Below are 14177 nucleotides of genomic sequence, written 5' to 3' on the forward strand. Positions count from 1 at the left end.
GCTCGAACCGCGGTCGACCGACGAAATCGGCACGCTCGCAGCCAGCACCGTCAGTCCGCGCCCTCGGGCGACCGCGCGGTCACGAACTTCGCGAGGTCATCGTCCACTTCGCCGGCGGTCTGGTAGGGCCGACCGACGAGGATGTCGCCGGCGCGGCTCTTCCCGACGCCCGGAATCGTCGCCAGTTCCGCCATCGACGCGCTGTTGAGGTCGAGCGGGTAGGGGACGCCGGTCACGGAGCGGTAGCCGTGGTCGGTGACGGCCACGTCGATGGTCCGCCCGAGTTCGCGCTCGCCGGGGATACCGACCAGCAGCGGGTAGGTGCCCAGCTGCCGGCCGAACGTCTTTCCGTCCTGATGGTACTCCAGGTGCACGTCGGGCAGGACGGTCCCCGGCGGCGCGACCCGCTGGAGCATCGGATTGTCGATCTCCTCGCGGACCTCGCGCTTGTACTGCTTGAACAGCTTCTTGTGGTCGCGGGCGATCTCCGCGCCGGTGTCGGCCATGTCCGTCCCCTCGAAGGCCATCACCTGGCGGATGTTCACCCGGCGGAGCATCAGTCCCTCGTCGTAGACGCGCTGGAGGAACCGCTTGTTGTGTTCGAACGTCTCCTTCGTCTCGCCTTTCAGCCCGTGGACGAGGTTGATGCCGGGCAGCAGCTTCGGAAGGCGGCGGGCGGCGTCGTCGCCGAAGTTCGGAGCAGTATCCGACTCTCCTCCAGGCCGCCAGCCGGCCACCTCGTTGACGATCTTCACCGCCTCGAAGCACTGGTCGGCGGTGACGTTGAGGTTGTTGTCGCTCATCACGTTCGGGTCGGCCGACTCCAGGCCGAAGGCGGCGGTGTCGCCGGGCGTGTTGTGCTCGGCGATGATGCGGATTCCCTCGCGGGCCTTCTCGGGCCACTTCACGACCGTGATGGGGTTCATGTTGTCGAGGTGGAGCGTCTCCAGATCCGGGGCCACCTCGCGGATGCCGCCGTAGAGCCGTCGGAGCGCGTCGGGGTTCGGGGCCTCGCCGTCGCCGCCGTAGGCGAGGATGTCGGCCTGCCGGCCCAGCCGAAAGTGTCCGACGCCGCGGTCGGAGAGGGCGTCCACCTCGTCGACGACGCTCTCGGGCGGGCGGAAGTCCGGGTCGCCGTACATCGGCTCCGTGCAGAACGAACACCGGTACGGACAGCCCCGGGAGGTCTCCAGTTCGCAGATGAGGTAGTCGGGGTGGTTCGGGTGCTGTTCGACGACGAACGCGCCGGCGCGGGCCCAGCGGGTCTCCTCCTCGACCGAGCGGTAGCGGTCGTTGAACCCCTCCAGCCCGGAGTCGACGAGGTCGTACACCGCGGCCTCCACGTCGGCCATCGCCAGGAAGTCGAAGTCCAGATCGTCGCGCGCCGTCTCGCTCGCGCCCTCGTTGGCCTCGCCGACGCCGAAGCGGACGGGACCGCCCATCAGCGAGGCGCCGTTCGCCGTCCAGGCGAGCTTTCGCACCTCGTCGGGCTCGGCCGGCGTCCCGCCGACGTACTTGCCGGGCACGGTCATCCCGCCGACGTACACGAGCAGGTCCGCCTCCTCCACGTCGCGCCAGACGGCGTTGTCATCCCGGAGTTCGTCGATGGTGTGGTACGTGATCTGCTCGCGGGGGACGCCGGCGTCGACCATCGCGCCGGCGGCGTACCGCGGGTACGTCGAGACGTACGGCGGGACCCCGAAGTGCGCGGGCTCGTCGACGTAGCCGTCGACGATGGTCACGTCGAGCGTCTCGGGGTCGGTCATACCCGTCGCTTGACGCTCGACACTCAAAACCGTGTCTGGTCGGCCTCAGTCGTCGGCGTCGAGGGCCGCCGCGAGGAGGTTCGCGTTCTTCACGTTAGCCTTCCAGTAGGCGTCGAAGAAGTCGCCGACGAACGGGACGCTCCCGAGCAGCGTGTCCAGCGCGACGTTGAACAGCATCCGGACCAGCGTCCGCTTGCGGACGCCCAGTCGGGCGGCCTCGGCGACGATGTACAGCGAGCAGAGCGCGGCCAGCACGTCGCCGACGAACGGGACGAGGCCCAGCAGCGGGTCGAGACCGACGCGGAAGCCGGTTCCGGGGACGCGGACGCTCTCGTCGAGCAGGTGGGCGATCGTTCGGACGCGGCCGAGCGCCGGCGGTTCGGTCGCCATACGTCGTCCACGACGGGACGGACCAAGGAAGTGTCGGTCAGGCAAACAGTCGGCACGGTCGGCTCAGTCGTCGGCGCTGACCGCACGGTCGTCGGCCTGTGCGTACCAGAGGTCGGCGTAATCGCCGTCCGCCGCGAGCAGTTCGTCGTGCGTGCCGCGCTCGACGATCTCGCCGTCGTCCATCACGACGATGCGGTCGGCGTCCCGGATCGTCGACAGCCGGTGGGCGATGACGAACGCGGTGCGGTCCGCGACCAATCGCTCGATGCTCTCCTGGATGCGGTCTTCCGTCTCCGTGTCCACGTCGCTGGTCGCCTCGTCGAAGACGATGATCTCCGGGTCGTTCAGGAGGGCGCGGGCGATGGCGACGCGCTGGCGCTGGCCGCCCGAGAGCTTGATGCCGCGCTCCCCGATCTGGGTGTCGTAGCCCTCGGGCAGATCGCTGACGAACTCGTGGGCCTGCGCGGCGCGGGCGGCCTCGCGGACGCGCTCGCGGGCCGCCTGGTGGTCGTCGCCGGGTCCCGCCGCCGGCCGCTCACGGTCCGTCTCGTCCCCGTCCGCAACGGCTTGCTCGGCGTCGAGCACGTCGCGGTCCCCGTAGGCGATGTTCTCGGCGACGGTCCCGGAGAACAGGTACGGCTGCTGTTCGACGACGGCGATGTCGCGCCGGAGCGCCTGAAGACCGTACTCGCGCACGTCGACGCCGTCCACTCGGACGGTCCCCTCGTCCACGTCGTGGAACCGGGGCAGCAGTTTCAGCAGGGTGGACTTCCCGGCTCCGGTCGGCCCGGCCAGCCCGACCGTCGCCCCGTCGGGCACGTCGAGCGAGACGTTCCGGACGACCGGGGGCTCGTCTCCGTAGCCGAAAGTCACGTCGTCGAACGTCACGTCGCCGTCGACGCGCTCCGGTTCGTACGGGTCCGACGGGTCGGTGACGGACGGCTCCTGCCCGAGCAGGCCGAAGACGCGCTCGGCGCTGGACTTGGCGAGCTGGTACTTGTTCGCGGACTTGCCGACGCGGCGCATCGGCGAGTACAGTCGCCGGATGTAGAGGAAGAAGGCGGTGAACGCGCCGGCTGACAGCGCCGCCTCGCCGTCGGGGCTGGTGACGAAGTCGAGCCCGGCGACGTAGAGGATCAGGACGAACACGACGCCGGTCAGCAGGCGGAGGCCGGCGAAGAAGGCCCGGCGGACGCGCAGGGCGGCGACCTTCTCGTCGTGGTAGGTCTGGCTCTGTTCGGTCACGCGCCGGCGCTCGAAGTCGTAGCGGTCGAAGGCCTTGATGACCGCCGCACCGCTGAGGTTGTTCTCCAGGCGGGTGTTGAGCCGCGAGACGGTCTGACGGATCGAGCGGTACCGCGGCTCGATCCACGTCAGGAAGAAGCCGCTCGCCACGCCGATGACCGGGACCGGCGCGAGCGCGATGAGCGCCAGTCTCGGCGAGTAGGTGTAGAGGACGACGGCGATGCCCCCGACGGTCGCCACCACCCGGATGAGCTGGCGGAACTCCGTGTTGAGAAACGACTCCAGCCTGTTGATGTCGCTGTTGAGTATCGACATCATGGCGCCGGTCTGGTGGTTCGCGAAGAACGACAGCGAGAGGTGCTGGAGGTGGTCGTAGGTGTCGTTGCGCAGGTCGCGCTGAATCTTCTGCGCGCTGGACTGCAGGAGGTACCGCGAGCCGAAGCGCGTGGCAGACCGGACGAGGTACGCGATGGCGGCGATGGCGACGAGCCGCCGGAGGAAGGTGAGCTTCGCGGCCTCGGTCGCGATCTCGCCGGCCGGCAGCAGCCCCGCGTCGGTCAGCAGCCCCGGCGTCCCGCTACTGAGGACGACGCGGTCGATGGCCGCGGCGACGACGATCGGCGGGACGAGGCGGGCGAAGCGGGTGCAAAACGCCGCCAGCACGCCGACGGTCAGCCGGAGCCAGTACGGCGACGCGTACCCGACGAGGCTGACCATCGGGTGGCCGTCGACGTTCTCGCGGACGCCCTCGAAGCCGCCGTGGTCGTCGGGCATAGACGGTCATTGGGGCGGAAACTGAAATATGGCGGCTTTCGTCGCAGAAGTACCGGCGACCCGTCGCGGCCGCGGACCCGCCCGGTCAGACGTAGATGTGGCCCTCGCTCTCGGGGCCGGACAGCGGCGGGGCGGCCCCGTCGGCGAGGCGGGCGGCGGAGACGGCGGCGGCCAGCGAGTCGAGCGCGTCGTGGCTGTCGAGGTACGACCCGCGGTGCTCGCCGAGCGCGACGCTACAGGCCTCGACCGCCGCGACGTTGGCCTCCCGGCGCGGGCGCGCTCCGTCGGCGTTCTTGTACCCCTCGCGGTAGCAGCCCAGCCAGCCGAAGGTCGCGGCGGGGTACACCTCCGCGACGACCGTGTCTGCGTCCCGTTCTTGCATCGGAACGACGGCCGTCGAGTCGTCGTCTCGAAGCTTCCCGAGCACGTCGCGGACGCCGTAGAGCGTCATGCTCCGGGTCCGATTGGTGTAGGGGCAGAGCGCGCCCCGACGGAAGTCCGTCTCCCGGCGGAGGTCACGGCTGCCAGCGACCATCTCGGCGGTGTGTCGGCAGACCTCCGAGAGCGACTCCGGGTCGGTGGGTCCGCCGGCGCTCGCCACCCAGTCGACGAACCCAGCCCACGTCCCGCCGCACTGGGCGTCGAGCAGCGCCTGCGGGAGGCTGAACGGGAAGTCGAGCCCGGCCGCATCGACCTCGTCGTCGGCGATGCGGGCGACCAGTCCGGCGTGGGCCGCCTCGCGGTCCCGGCCCCACCGGTCGGTCCCGCGGTAGCAGTCCTCGACGCGCAGTCCGTCGGCCGTCGGCGTCGCCTCGGTGACCCAGAGCGCGTCGCCGGCGGCCGCCGCGCCGCTGAAGTCGACACCGAGGACCAGTGAACACATACCACCCAGTTCGATGGAATCGACATCAATGTTGGGACCCGTCGGTTCGACGCTTTCCAGCGTTCACCGACGCCGGGCGCGCCGCGGTCACGGCCTGGGCCTCGCCCCGTCCGTAAGGGGTTTGTCCGCGACGGACCAACGGAATACTATGCCAGCCACGATGGAGGTCGTCTGCACGGACGACGACTGCGAACTCGACATGTTCGAGATGCACTACACGTACGACATGCCGGACGATGTCGAACTCGCGGCGTTCTCGTGTCCGTACTGCGGCGGGACCGAGTGCCTGGACGAGATCGAGCTATGATCCGGGATATCGGGTCGTCCATCGGCAACGCCATCTTCGAGAACCTGGGGCGGGCCGCGAGTCGCGTCCAGGAGAACAAATCCCTGCCGTCGGACCTGCTGGAGTCCGACGACGCCTACCTCGTCGTCTTCGACACCCCGGGCGCGACGGCCTCGGACATCCAGGTGCGTTACGTCGACGACCGCGTCGAAGTCCGCGTCGACCGCTTCCGGGAGTTCTACGAGGGCTTCGACATGCGCTACCCCGGCCGCGGCCTCTCGCTCGACGGGAGCGTCACCCTCCCCGGGGACGCCGACGTCGACCCGGAGACGGCTCGGGCGACGCTCAAGAGCAACGGGACGCTCCACGTCCGCGTCCCGAAAGTCGCGGAGTCGGCCGAAGACGACGAGGACGAATCCGCCGAAGACGCCGTCGAATCGGGCGACGAGACCGACGTGGCCGTGGACACCGCCGATGCCGACGACGCTGACGAGCAGACCGACGGGACCGAGGACTGAGCGGCCGTCTACGTTTTCTGACGCTGTCTTTCACCTCACCAGTCACGGGTGGGGTCGGCAAGCGCGTCGAACGACTCCGACCCGTCGAACCGGGTCGGGTCGACGCGGGCCGGCAGGTGCTCCGAGAGCGGATTCGGCCGGTCGAGCACGTCGGCCGCGAGGTAGTCGGCCATCGCCGGGGCGCGCATGAGCCCGTGGCCCTGCCACCCGGTCGCCACCCAGAGGCCGTCCGCGATCCGGCCGACGAGCGGGTCGCCGTCCGGCGTCGCCGTACAGAGGCCGGCCCACGACCGGTCCCGCGTCGGATCGAGCGTCGTCGACCGGGCGACGCGGGCCAGGCTCCGCTCGACGAACTCGGGATCCGCGTCCCGGTTCCAGTCCGCGGGGTCGACCTCGTGTGCGCCGTTCCCGACGAGCAGGCCGTCGCCCTTCGGCCGCCAGTAGAACTCGGCCGTCGCGTCGTAGAACGAGGGCAGGTCGGCGTCCACCGGCGCTGTGACGAGCGCCTGCGCCCGGTAGGGTTTCACCGCGAGCGAGACATCGACGGCCGCGACCAACGGCGCGCTCGCGTGGCCGGCCGCGACCACGACGGCGTCGAAGTCGCGCGCCTCCGTGTCTGTTTCGACCGTCATCGGCGACGCCAGCGACGCCGTCGTTCCGGTCTCGATGGTCGCGCCGGCCTCGCGAGCGCGGTCAGCAAGCGTCGAGACGACGCGCTCGGGGTCGAGGAGGCCGGCGTCGCGGGCGAGTCCCGCGACCTCGACCCCGCCGGTCGCGAGCGCGGGGTAGCGCTCGCCGAGTTCGCCCGGAGAGAGCGTCTCGACCGCGACGCCGTTCGCTCGCATCCCTTCGACCTGCTCGCGGACCGCCCGCGCGTCGCTCTCGTCGCGGGCGACCCAGACGTACGGCCGGGACTCGAACAGATCCAGATCGCGGTAGCGGGCAAGGGCGGCCCGGGCGACGCTCGCGTCCACGTCGTCGGCGAACGCGTCGTAGCAGATGCCCGCTGCGCGCCCGGTCGCGCCGCTGCCGAGTTCGGCGCGTTCGTAGACGGTCACCGACGCGCCGCGGCGAGCGAGCGCACCGGCGGTCGCCAGGCCGACGGCCCCGCCGCCGACGACGGCGACGGTGGTCATCTACGGGAGGAAGGGGTCCAGTCCGCGTGCCGGGTAGCCGACGACGGCGTCCACGCCGAGGTCGTGCAGTCGCTCGGTCCGCTCGGCCACCGTCTCCACCGATCCGACGAGCGCGTAGTCGCGGACGGCCTGGGCCAGTACGTCGCGGGCGCGCCCCGTGGCGCGGCTGTCGGTCGGCGCGCCCTCGGGCAGCGCCTTTCGGACCGGCGCGCGCCGGGCGGCGTAGTCGCCGACGGCGTCGAGCACCGCGTCCTCGCTGGCCGAGAGGACCAGCGGCGCGTACACCGCGATGTCGCCCTCGAAGCCGGCTGTCCGGAGCGTCCGCACGTCACGGGCCGTGGTCCGCGAGAGGAGTTCGTACTGCGTCCCGCCGACGGCGAGCGCGAGCCGCTCGATGCCCTCCGTTCCGACCCACGGGTCGTCGGTCGCGTCGGCGGCGGCCCGCAGTCGCGGCGCGACGGCACGATTCACCTCGTCGTCCGAGAGGTAGGCGCTGTGGCCCGCGACGAGGACGCGCTTCGCGCGCGCCGGGAGCCGCTCGACCGCGCTCGCGTCGTCGAGCGGGTCGTAGCCGTCGGCTCGGATCGGCGTGGTGACGCGCACCTCGGCGTGGTCGGACAGCCGTTCGACGGCCTCCGGGGCCGGCACGTGGTCGGCCCCCTCGTAGTCGATGGCGAACGTGTCTACGTCGAGGTCGACCGCGCGTGACACGTCGACCTCGGTCGGCTTCAGCGCCACTGCGTCGATGCCGGCCGCGGCGAGTCGCGGCCCAGTGAGCGAAGTCATTCAGTTAGCCTATCACGTACCCGGGGTCGCAAAATCCTGTCGTTCTCGTCCGCCGGCAGTCACTGTACCTCGTCGCGCACGCTCGGCGGCAGGTCGTCGTCGGGGCCCGTATAGCGGTCCGGTTCGGGCGGCACGTCCCAGTCGGTCGCGAGTTCGAGCAGTTGGACGAGCATCCGCGCGGTCGCTCCCCAGACGGTGTAGCCGTCGACGTAGAAGAAGTGGAGCCGAATCTCGCCGTAGTGGGGGTGGTCGCGCTGCTCGGACTCGTAGTTCTCCAGGTCGATCAGCTCCGACACCGGGAGCGTCACGACCTCGGCGACTTCCTCGTCCGACGGCTGGTAGGTGCGGTCGGGAATCCGGGCGACGAACGGCCGGACCGAGTAGCGCGTGATCGTCCGGATGTCGTCGAGGCGGCCGACGACGTTGACCGCCATCGGGTCGAGCCCGATCTCCTCGTTGGCTTCCCGGAGGGCGGTCTGTAGCAGGTCGTCGTCCTCGGGCTCGTAGCCGCCGCCGGGGAACGACATCTGCCCGGGGTGGTCCGGCAGGTGGTCGGCGCGCTTCGTGAACAGGATCGACTCGCCGTCGGCGCGGCTGACGACCGGAACGACGACGGCCGCCTCCCGCGGCTCGTCCTCCACGGTGACCGGCTCGTGGGCCGCCACCCGGTCGAACTCCATACCACGTCGTAGGCAACGGGCGGCCTTAATTCGCGTGGGTCGTCAGCGGCTCGACGGTCGCGTCCGCCGATCGGCTCACACGTCGTCGAGTCGGTCCCGGAGGCCGTCCATGTCCACGTCCTCCCAGGCCTCGATGTCGTAGCTCACGTCGAGCAGCGTCCGGATTCGGTCGTCGTCACCGGCCTTGACGGCCACTACGGCGTCGTCGCGAAAGCGCGACTTGACGGCTTCCACGACGGCTTGACGGGAGAGGTCCCGCGGTGGCACGTCCATGATGTGCGGCAGGTCAGCCGCCCCTTCTGGCAGCGCGGGGAACGCGACCGGCCCGACCACCAGCAGGGGCTCGTCGGCGTCCGCGTCGTGGTCCGGGACGGCGACGAGGTGGTACGAGGCGACGGCGTCGTCGACAGCCGACTCGAAGTCGTCCGGGTCGGTCTCGACGCCCCGCTTGAACGCGAGTTCGTCCCGGGCCGTCCGGAGTTCCGCCCGCGTGAGCGACCCGAAGAGGTCGACCACGCCGGCGAGTTCGTCCGGCGTCAGGTCCATACTGGTCACGCGGTGTCGAGGGGCTTCAGCCTTTAGGCTTCGGCCGCCCGCGGGAGGCGGCCGTCGAGGTGCAGCGCGACGAGCGCGAGCAGGACCGCGAGCAGCGCGAAGCCCAGCCAGCGGAAGATGGTCGGGAACGCGACGCCCCGGTCGAGGAGGGTCCCGATCAGCGCGCTCCCCGGAGCCTGACACAGCATCATCCCCGCGCCGTAGGTCGCGTAGGCGCTCCCGCGGTGGCGGTCCGGGAGCGAGCCCAGCAGGTACGTGTCGATCGCCGGAAAGAGGCTGTGGATGACGTAGCCGACGACGACGCTGAACGCGGCCAGCGACCAGAATCCGGACAGCGACGGCAACGCCAGCACGCACCCGGTGAACGCCGTCAAGATGACGAGGAGGTACGGGACCGACGGGAGGCGGTCGGCCAGCCGGCCGCTGACGTAGAACGCGGGGATGCCGGCCCCGAACGCCACTGTCAGGAGCGTCCGGCCCTGGCCCGCGGTCAGCCCGACGCTCGTGGCGTAGGTGACGTAGAAGTTGAACAGGCCGTTCCAGGTCATCCCCGCGACGCCGATGGTGGCGACGCTCGTGGCGATGATGTGCCACTGGGCGCGGGCCGCCCCGAGCAGGTCGCGGTCTTCGGTACCCGCCTCCGGCAGGTCGACGCGCCGTGCGACGAGCGTGAAGACGACGGTCATCACCGCGGCGGCAACCGCCATCCACTGGAGCGCCGTCCGCCAGGTGCCGACGACGAGCACGAACGAGACCAGCGCGGGCGCACCGACGGCGGCGAGCTGGGCGGCGACGCCGTGCCCCCCGAGCGCGCGACCGGGTCGGCTCGGGAACAGCTCGCTGACCAGCGTGTTCGCCGCGGTGAGGTACACGCCGCTCGCCAGTCCCATGACGAACGCGCCGATCAGCAGGTGTCGCGGCTCGACCACCAGCGCCGCGACCGTCGTGCCGAGCGTCAGCACGACGCCCGAGCCGAGGATGGCCTTCGCCCGCGAGACGCGGGTCAGCAGGTAGCCGGTCGGGAGGCGGGGGAGCGCGCTACCGGCCCACGCCATCGTCGCCAGCAGGCCGAGCGTCGCGTCGGTCGCACCCGTCGCCGCCCGGATGGGCTCGATGAGCGGCGCGAACACGACTCTGGCGAGGTTGATGACGAACACCATCCCCAGCAGCGATCCGAAGACGCGACGGCGAGACACGGCCGATCCTTCTCCGGAATCCGTGAACAACGTTCCGAAACTGCCCCACGGGGTTTTTACTCGCGGGTGGCACAGAGTCTGGTATGGACTCAGTGCGAAAGGCCCTGCGGGCCGGCGACGTCGAGAAGGACAACTACGGCCGGCTCTCCTGTACCGCCTGCGACGAGCCGCTCGCGACGGACAACGACCCCGACGAGGTCGGCAAGATCCGGGTCTGCCCCGAGTGCGGCAGCGAGTGGAAAGAGCTCGGGTAGCTACTGGAAGACGGCGTCGAACGCGTCCGCGCCGAGCGGTTCGTACCGGCCCGCGTCGACGTTTTCTCTCGCGTGTTCGACCGAGCCGGTGCCGACCAGCGAGCAGGTCACCCCCGGCGCGCTCCGCGCGAAGTTGATCGCGCGCTGTGCGCTCGTCTCGCCCGAGAGCCGCGCGGCCACCTCGTCGGGAATCTCGGCGGCCAACTGGCCCTGCATGATGGACGCACTCGTGAACACGTCCAGCCCGGCCTCGTGGGCGAACCACAGCGCCGACTGCGGTCCTTCAGCTCCGTCGTGGGCCGCGACGGTGAACGCGTCGGCCATCGCGACGTTGAACGGGAGCTGGATCGCCCGGAGGTGCGTCGCCGTGTTGCCGACGGCCGACGCCGCCGTACGGGCGCGCTCGACGACTTCGGGCAGCGAGAGGTAGCTGTCGTGGTCCGCCGGGACGCGGAACGCCTCCCACGTCGCGACGCCGTAGTAGCGGAGGTCGCCCGCGGCCGCCCGCTCCTCCAGGCGCTCGAAGGTCCCTTCGAGCTGATCGTACACCGCGTCGCGGGACTTCGACTGCAGTTGCGTCTCGGGGTTGTGGACGTAGTAGAGGTCCACTGTGTCGAGCCCGAGGTTGTCGAGCGACCGGTCGAACTGGTCGTCGACGAACGCCGGCGCGATGCAGTGCTGGCCCGCGACGAGGTCGTCGCGGTCGACGAGACCGGTGTCGACGTACTCCGACCGGACGAACGCGCCGGGGTCGTCCGGGTGGTCCCCGTCGAAGGGGACGAACCCGCCCTTGGTCGCGACGGCGACGGCCTCGCGGTCCACGTCGGCGTCCGCGACGGCCTCGCCGACGACGCGCTCGGAGCGCTGGTGGCGGTAGTTGATCGCCGTGTCGACGACGTTGACGCCCGATTCCAGCGCCGTGACGATGGCGTCGCGGTAGCTCGCGTCGCGCTCGTCGGTCGGGTCGCCGAGGTACGTGCCGACGCCGACGCTGGAGACGACGCCGTCGCCGAACCGGCGGTAGAAGGTGCGCGCGAACTCGTCGTGGTCGTCCCGGTACGCCCAGGTCGCCTCCCGTGTGGCCATACCGACCGTTGGCGGGCGAGCGACAAAAGGACCGAGATTGCCCTACAGCTCGCCGGCCATCGCGGCGAACACGCGCTCTTTGAACTCCTCGCGCGAGACGCCGCTGCTCGGCCCGAGGCCGGCCATGTGTTCGACGGGGACCTTCCCGCCGCCCATCCGGGCGTGGCCGCCGCCCTCGGCCATGGGGATGTCGTCGACGACGGCCTCGATGGCCCGGCCGATGTGGACGCGGTCGTCCCGGGAGCGGCCGGCGACGCGGATGCTCCCCTCGCTCTCGCCGACGACGACCACCGCCGAGACCCCTTCGAGCGTCTCCAGTTCGTCGGCCGCCTGCGGGATGGCGTCCGTGTTGGACACCTCGCCCACGTCGCTGAACGCGTAGGGAGCGCGCACCTCCCGGCTCGTGATCGCCCGCGACTTCACGTCGAGCACCTCGGCGTCGACCTGGGGGTTGGCGATGCGGTTGAGCAGGTCGCCGTCCATCCCGTCGTAGAGGAAGGCGGCGGCCGCGAAGTCCGACGACGTACAGCCGTTGGTCAGCGAGCGCGTGTCCGACTGGATGCCGTACATCATCCCCGTCGCGAGCGCGGTGGGGATGGTGTCGGCCGGGGCCGCGTCGATGTCGAGATCGCCGTTCGTCTGTGACTCGGTGAACTCGAACTCGAGTTCGTTGAAGTAGCTCGCGAGGATCGTCGCGCACGCCCCGTAGTCCGTCCGAACGTCGGTGAAGCGCTCGCCCTCCCCGTCGCCCGGATGGTGGTCGACGACGGCCACGGGATCGATCTGTTCCGCGCCCGGGAAGCCCCGCGCACGGTTGTGGTCGACGAGGACGACGGCCTCCGCGTCCACGTCGTCGACGCTCTCGATCCGGTCGAAGTCCAGATCCAGGACGGTCTGAAACGCCCGGTTCTCCGGGCGACGAATCTCGCCGGAGTACAGCAGCGACACCGACGTGTCGGTGCCCGCGACGAGCTGGTCGACGGCGAGCGCCGAGGCCATCGCGTCGGGGTCCGGATTGGGGTGCATCAGGACCGCGAGCCGATCGTAGTCCGAAAGCGCCCGTCGCAACCGCTCCCCGGGCGTCCGGCCGAGATACCGATAGAGCCAGACGCCGGCCCCGGCGAGCACGACCAGCGCGACGACGACGCCGGCGACCAGCAGGGGGTTCTCGATGGCGTACGCCGCGGCGGCGTCGATCTGTAACCCGCCGGCGGCAACGCGTCTCATACCACGCTCATGGCCAGCCTGTTGTTATCAAAGTTCCCCAAGAACAAGCTATTGTTGCCGGTAGTCCCGGATCGCGTCCCGGTATCCCTCCCGGAACGTCGGGTACGCGAACTCGTATCCCAGCGACCGCAGTCGGTCGTTCGAGCAGCGCTTGCTCGTCTGGATGCGCCGCTTCGCCGTCTCCGAGAGGTCGGGGTCGTCCAGTCGCTCCTCGGTCGTCTGCTTGGGCGGGAAGGGCACGTCGCACTGCTCGGCGAGCCAGTCGGCGAAGGCCCACTTCTCGACGGGTTCGTCGTCGACGACCAGCACGCCCTCCTCGCGGCGCCCCTCGGTCAGCAGGAAGCGGACCGCGCCGGCCGCGTCGTCCCGGTGGACCATGTTGAGGTAGCCCGCCGTCACCGGTCCGTCGAGGTACCGCTCCAGCCGGTAGCGGTCCGGACCGTACAGCCCGGCGAAGCGGGCGACGCTCCCGTGGCCGCCGTACTCCGTCGGCCGTTCGCGGGCGACGCGCTCGGCTTCGGCCAGCACCTCGGTCTTCTCGGTCTGCGGGTCCAGCGGCGTCTCCTCGTCGACCCACGCGCCGCCGTGGTCGCCGTAGACGCCGGTGCTCGACGTGTACACCAGCCGCTCTGGGGCGTCCTCGCGCGACCAGAAGTGGTCGATGGCCGTCTCCAGCCCGTCGACGTACACCTCGCGCGCGGCGTCGGCCCCCCTGCCGCCGGAACTCGCGGCGAAGACGAGCCAGTCGGCGTCCGGGACGGCGGACAGCGAGTCCGGGTCGGTCACGTCGGCGCGAACGCCGTCGAAGCCCGCGTCCTCGATTCGTGCGACGCCCTCGTCGGAGCGGCGGACGCCGACGACCTCGTGCTCGTCGCGGAGCTGCCGGCCGAGTTCGAGGCCGACGTAGCCACAGCCCAGTATCGCGACGCGCGCCGTCACGGCTTTTCGCCCTCGATGTGGCTGTGGAGCGTGGCGTACTCCTCGAGCGTGATCGGGAACCGGCCCTCGATCTTCTGCTGGATCTCCTTGGGCTCCAGCCGGTCGTCGAGGCCGGACGCCAGCGACTCCACGTCCATCACGGCCGTCGTCATCCCCATCAGGAGGATGTCCTGGGCCTCCGCCTGGAGCGCGTCGGCGTCAGGTCGATCAGGGTCAGTCGCCAGCACGGCGACCGCCTCTTCCAGCGTCCGGTCAGCGATGTCCCCGTCGGCGAACGCTCCCACGACGCCTCGGTCGAGCCCCGACGCCTCGACGACGGCGTCGACGCCGACTGAATCGACCGTCTCGGTCAGTACTGTCGCGTAGGCCGCGAGCAACGCCTCTGGTGACTGCTCCCCAGCCTCGGGAAACTCGCCTCTGAGCATGAGCGTCGGTATGTCCCCGGGGTATTTTACT

16 protein-coding genes are annotated in these 14177 nt (G+C 70.6%); 3 read left to right on the forward strand and 13 right to left on the reverse strand.

The window, feature by feature from the left end; genetic code table 11:
* Nucleotides 1-50 precede the first annotated feature (50 nt).
* The 4 genes from GM656_RS05485 to GM656_RS05500 form a co-directional block, all read right to left on the reverse strand.
* Nucleotides 51-1766 carry a radical SAM protein gene (locus GM656_RS05485; protein ID WP_162412667.1) on the reverse strand — a complete coding sequence of 572 codons (1716 nt, stop codon included), beginning with the start codon at nucleotides 1764-1766 and terminating at the stop codon, nucleotides 51-53.
* A 45-nt stretch (nucleotides 1767-1811) separates the two neighbouring features.
* Nucleotides 1812-2156 (reverse strand): DUF4112 domain-containing protein, encoded by a 345-nt coding sequence (locus GM656_RS05490; protein WP_162412668.1) that lies wholly within the window; start codon nucleotides 2154-2156, stop codon nucleotides 1812-1814.
* Nucleotides 2157-2219: 63 nt separating this feature from the next.
* Nucleotides 2220-4175 (reverse strand): ABC transporter ATP-binding protein, encoded by a 1956-nt coding sequence (locus GM656_RS05495; protein ID WP_162412669.1) that lies wholly within the window; start codon nucleotides 4173-4175, stop codon nucleotides 2220-2222.
* Between the two features lie 85 nt (nucleotides 4176-4260).
* Nucleotides 4261-5058 (reverse strand): DUF429 domain-containing protein, encoded by a 798-nt coding sequence (locus tag GM656_RS05500; RefSeq protein WP_162412670.1) that lies wholly within the window; start codon nucleotides 5056-5058, stop codon nucleotides 4261-4263.
* A 148-nt stretch (nucleotides 5059-5206) separates the two neighbouring features.
* On the opposite strand from GM656_RS05500, the gene GM656_RS19025 reads away from it, so the two are divergent.
* Together GM656_RS19025 and GM656_RS05505 are read left to right on the forward strand one after the other, a co-directional pair.
* Complete coding sequence (locus tag GM656_RS19025) at nucleotides 5207-5365, forward strand: DUF7559 family protein (RefSeq protein ID WP_174242939.1); 159 nt, start codon at nucleotides 5207-5209, stop codon at nucleotides 5363-5365.
* Complete coding sequence (locus tag GM656_RS05505; RefSeq protein WP_162412671.1) at nucleotides 5362-5862, forward strand: Hsp20/alpha crystallin family protein; 501 nt, start codon at nucleotides 5362-5364, stop codon at nucleotides 5860-5862. The genes GM656_RS19025 and GM656_RS05505 overlap by 4 nt, the downstream gene beginning before the upstream one ends.
* A 35-nt stretch (nucleotides 5863-5897) precedes the next feature.
* On the opposite strand, the gene GM656_RS05510 is transcribed toward GM656_RS05505, so the two are convergent.
* The 5 genes from GM656_RS05510 to GM656_RS05530 all read right to left on the reverse strand — a co-directional run bounded on the left by GM656_RS05510 (nucleotide 5898) and on the right by GM656_RS05530 (nucleotide 10179).
* Nucleotides 5898-6998 carry an NAD(P)/FAD-dependent oxidoreductase gene (locus tag GM656_RS05510; RefSeq protein ID WP_162412672.1) on the reverse strand — a complete coding sequence of 367 codons (1101 nt, stop codon included), beginning with the start codon at nucleotides 6996-6998 and terminating at the stop codon, nucleotides 5898-5900.
* Nucleotides 6999-7784 carry a DUF7388 family protein gene (locus tag GM656_RS05515; protein WP_162412673.1) on the reverse strand — a complete coding sequence of 262 codons (786 nt, stop codon included), beginning with the start codon at nucleotides 7782-7784 and terminating at the stop codon, nucleotides 6999-7001.
* Nucleotides 7785-7843: 59 nt separating this feature from the next.
* Entirely contained in the window at nucleotides 7844-8464 is a 621-nt protein-coding gene (locus GM656_RS05520; protein WP_162412674.1) for an NUDIX hydrolase, read from the reverse strand.
* A gap of 75 nt (nucleotides 8465-8539) precedes the next feature.
* Nucleotides 8540-9010 (reverse strand): DUF7109 family protein, encoded by a 471-nt coding sequence (locus GM656_RS05525; protein ID WP_162412675.1) that lies wholly within the window; start codon nucleotides 9008-9010, stop codon nucleotides 8540-8542.
* A gap of 32 nt (nucleotides 9011-9042) precedes the next feature.
* Nucleotides 9043-10179 carry an MFS transporter gene (locus GM656_RS05530; RefSeq protein WP_162413210.1) on the reverse strand — a complete coding sequence of 379 codons (1137 nt, stop codon included), beginning with the start codon at nucleotides 10177-10179 and terminating at the stop codon, nucleotides 9043-9045.
* 119 nt (nucleotides 10180-10298) lie between these two features.
* Between GM656_RS05530 and GM656_RS19030 the strand changes: the two genes are divergently transcribed.
* Nucleotides 10299-10469: an HVO_0758 family zinc finger protein gene (locus GM656_RS19030; RefSeq protein ID WP_174242940.1), complete on the forward strand. Its 171-nt coding sequence runs from the start codon at nucleotides 10299-10301 to the stop codon at nucleotides 10467-10469.
* On the opposite strand, the gene GM656_RS05535 is transcribed toward GM656_RS19030, so the two are convergent.
* From GM656_RS05535 to GM656_RS05550, 4 genes are read right to left on the reverse strand one after another with little or no spacing between them, the layout of a single operon-like run.
* Nucleotides 10470-11555, reverse strand: coding sequence for an aldo/keto reductase (locus GM656_RS05535; RefSeq protein ID WP_162412676.1), 1086 nt, complete (start codon nucleotides 11553-11555; stop codon nucleotides 10470-10472).
* A 42-nt stretch (nucleotides 11556-11597) separates the two neighbouring features.
* The gene (locus tag GM656_RS05540; protein ID WP_162412677.1) at nucleotides 11598-12782 is read right to left on the reverse strand and encodes a DHH family phosphoesterase; all 1185 of its coding nucleotides are present in this window, start codon (nucleotides 12780-12782) and stop codon (nucleotides 11598-11600) included.
* Nucleotides 12783-12830: 48 nt separating this feature from the next.
* Complete coding sequence (locus GM656_RS05545; RefSeq protein ID WP_162412678.1) at nucleotides 12831-13721, reverse strand: SDR family oxidoreductase; 891 nt, start codon at nucleotides 13719-13721, stop codon at nucleotides 12831-12833.
* Complete coding sequence (locus GM656_RS05550) at nucleotides 13718-14146, reverse strand: DUF5791 family protein (RefSeq protein WP_162412679.1); 429 nt, start codon at nucleotides 14144-14146, stop codon at nucleotides 13718-13720. Before GM656_RS05550 ends, GM656_RS05545 begins: the two co-directional genes overlap by 4 nt.
* Between the last annotated feature and the right edge of the window lie 31 nt (nucleotides 14147-14177).

The organism is Haloarcula salina (genome assembly GCF_010119195.1).
GTDB lineage: Archaea > Halobacteriota > Halobacteria > Halobacteriales > Haloarculaceae > Haloarcula > Haloarcula salina.

Coding starts and splice junctions, on each gene's coding strand:
- GM656_RS05500 (WP_162412670.1), bottom strand. CDS start 5,058: ATGTGTTCACTGGTCCTCGGTGTCGACTTCAGCGGCGCGGCGGCCGCC.
- GM656_RS05515 (WP_162412673.1), bottom strand. CDS start 7,784: ATGACTTCGCTCACTGGGCCGCGACTCGCCGCGGCCGGCATCGACGCA.
- GM656_RS19030 (WP_174242940.1), top strand. CDS start 10,299: ATGGACTCAGTGCGAAAGGCCCTGCGGGCCGGCGACGTCGAGAAGGAC.
- GM656_RS05495 (WP_162412669.1), bottom strand. CDS start 4,175: ATGCCCGACGACCACGGCGGCTTCGAGGGCGTCCGCGAGAACGTCGAC.
- GM656_RS05535 (WP_162412676.1), bottom strand. CDS start 11,555: ATGGCCACACGGGAGGCGACCTGGGCGTACCGGGACGACCACGACGAG.
- GM656_RS05525 (WP_162412675.1), bottom strand. CDS start 9,010: ATGGACCTGACGCCGGACGAACTCGCCGGCGTGGTCGACCTCTTCGGG.
- GM656_RS05540 (WP_162412677.1), bottom strand. CDS start 12,782: ATGAGACGCGTTGCCGCCGGCGGGTTACAGATCGACGCCGCCGCGGCG.
- GM656_RS05490 (WP_162412668.1), bottom strand. CDS start 2,156: ATGGCGACCGAACCGCCGGCGCTCGGCCGCGTCCGAACGATCGCCCAC.
- GM656_RS19025 (WP_174242939.1), top strand. CDS start 5,207: ATGCCAGCCACGATGGAGGTCGTCTGCACGGACGACGACTGCGAACTC.
- GM656_RS05485 (WP_162412667.1), bottom strand. CDS start 1,766: ATGACCGACCCCGAGACGCTCGACGTGACCATCGTCGACGGCTACGTC.
- GM656_RS05505 (WP_162412671.1), top strand. CDS start 5,362: ATGATCCGGGATATCGGGTCGTCCATCGGCAACGCCATCTTCGAGAAC.
- GM656_RS05550 (WP_162412679.1), bottom strand. CDS start 14,146: ATGCTCAGAGGCGAGTTTCCCGAGGCTGGGGAGCAGTCACCAGAGGCG.
- GM656_RS05530 (WP_162413210.1), bottom strand. CDS start 10,179: ATGGTGTTCGTCATCAACCTCGCCAGAGTCGTGTTCGCGCCGCTCATC.
- GM656_RS05510 (WP_162412672.1), bottom strand. CDS start 6,998: ATGACCACCGTCGCCGTCGTCGGCGGCGGGGCCGTCGGCCTGGCGACC.
- GM656_RS05520 (WP_162412674.1), bottom strand. CDS start 8,464: ATGGAGTTCGACCGGGTGGCGGCCCACGAGCCGGTCACCGTGGAGGAC.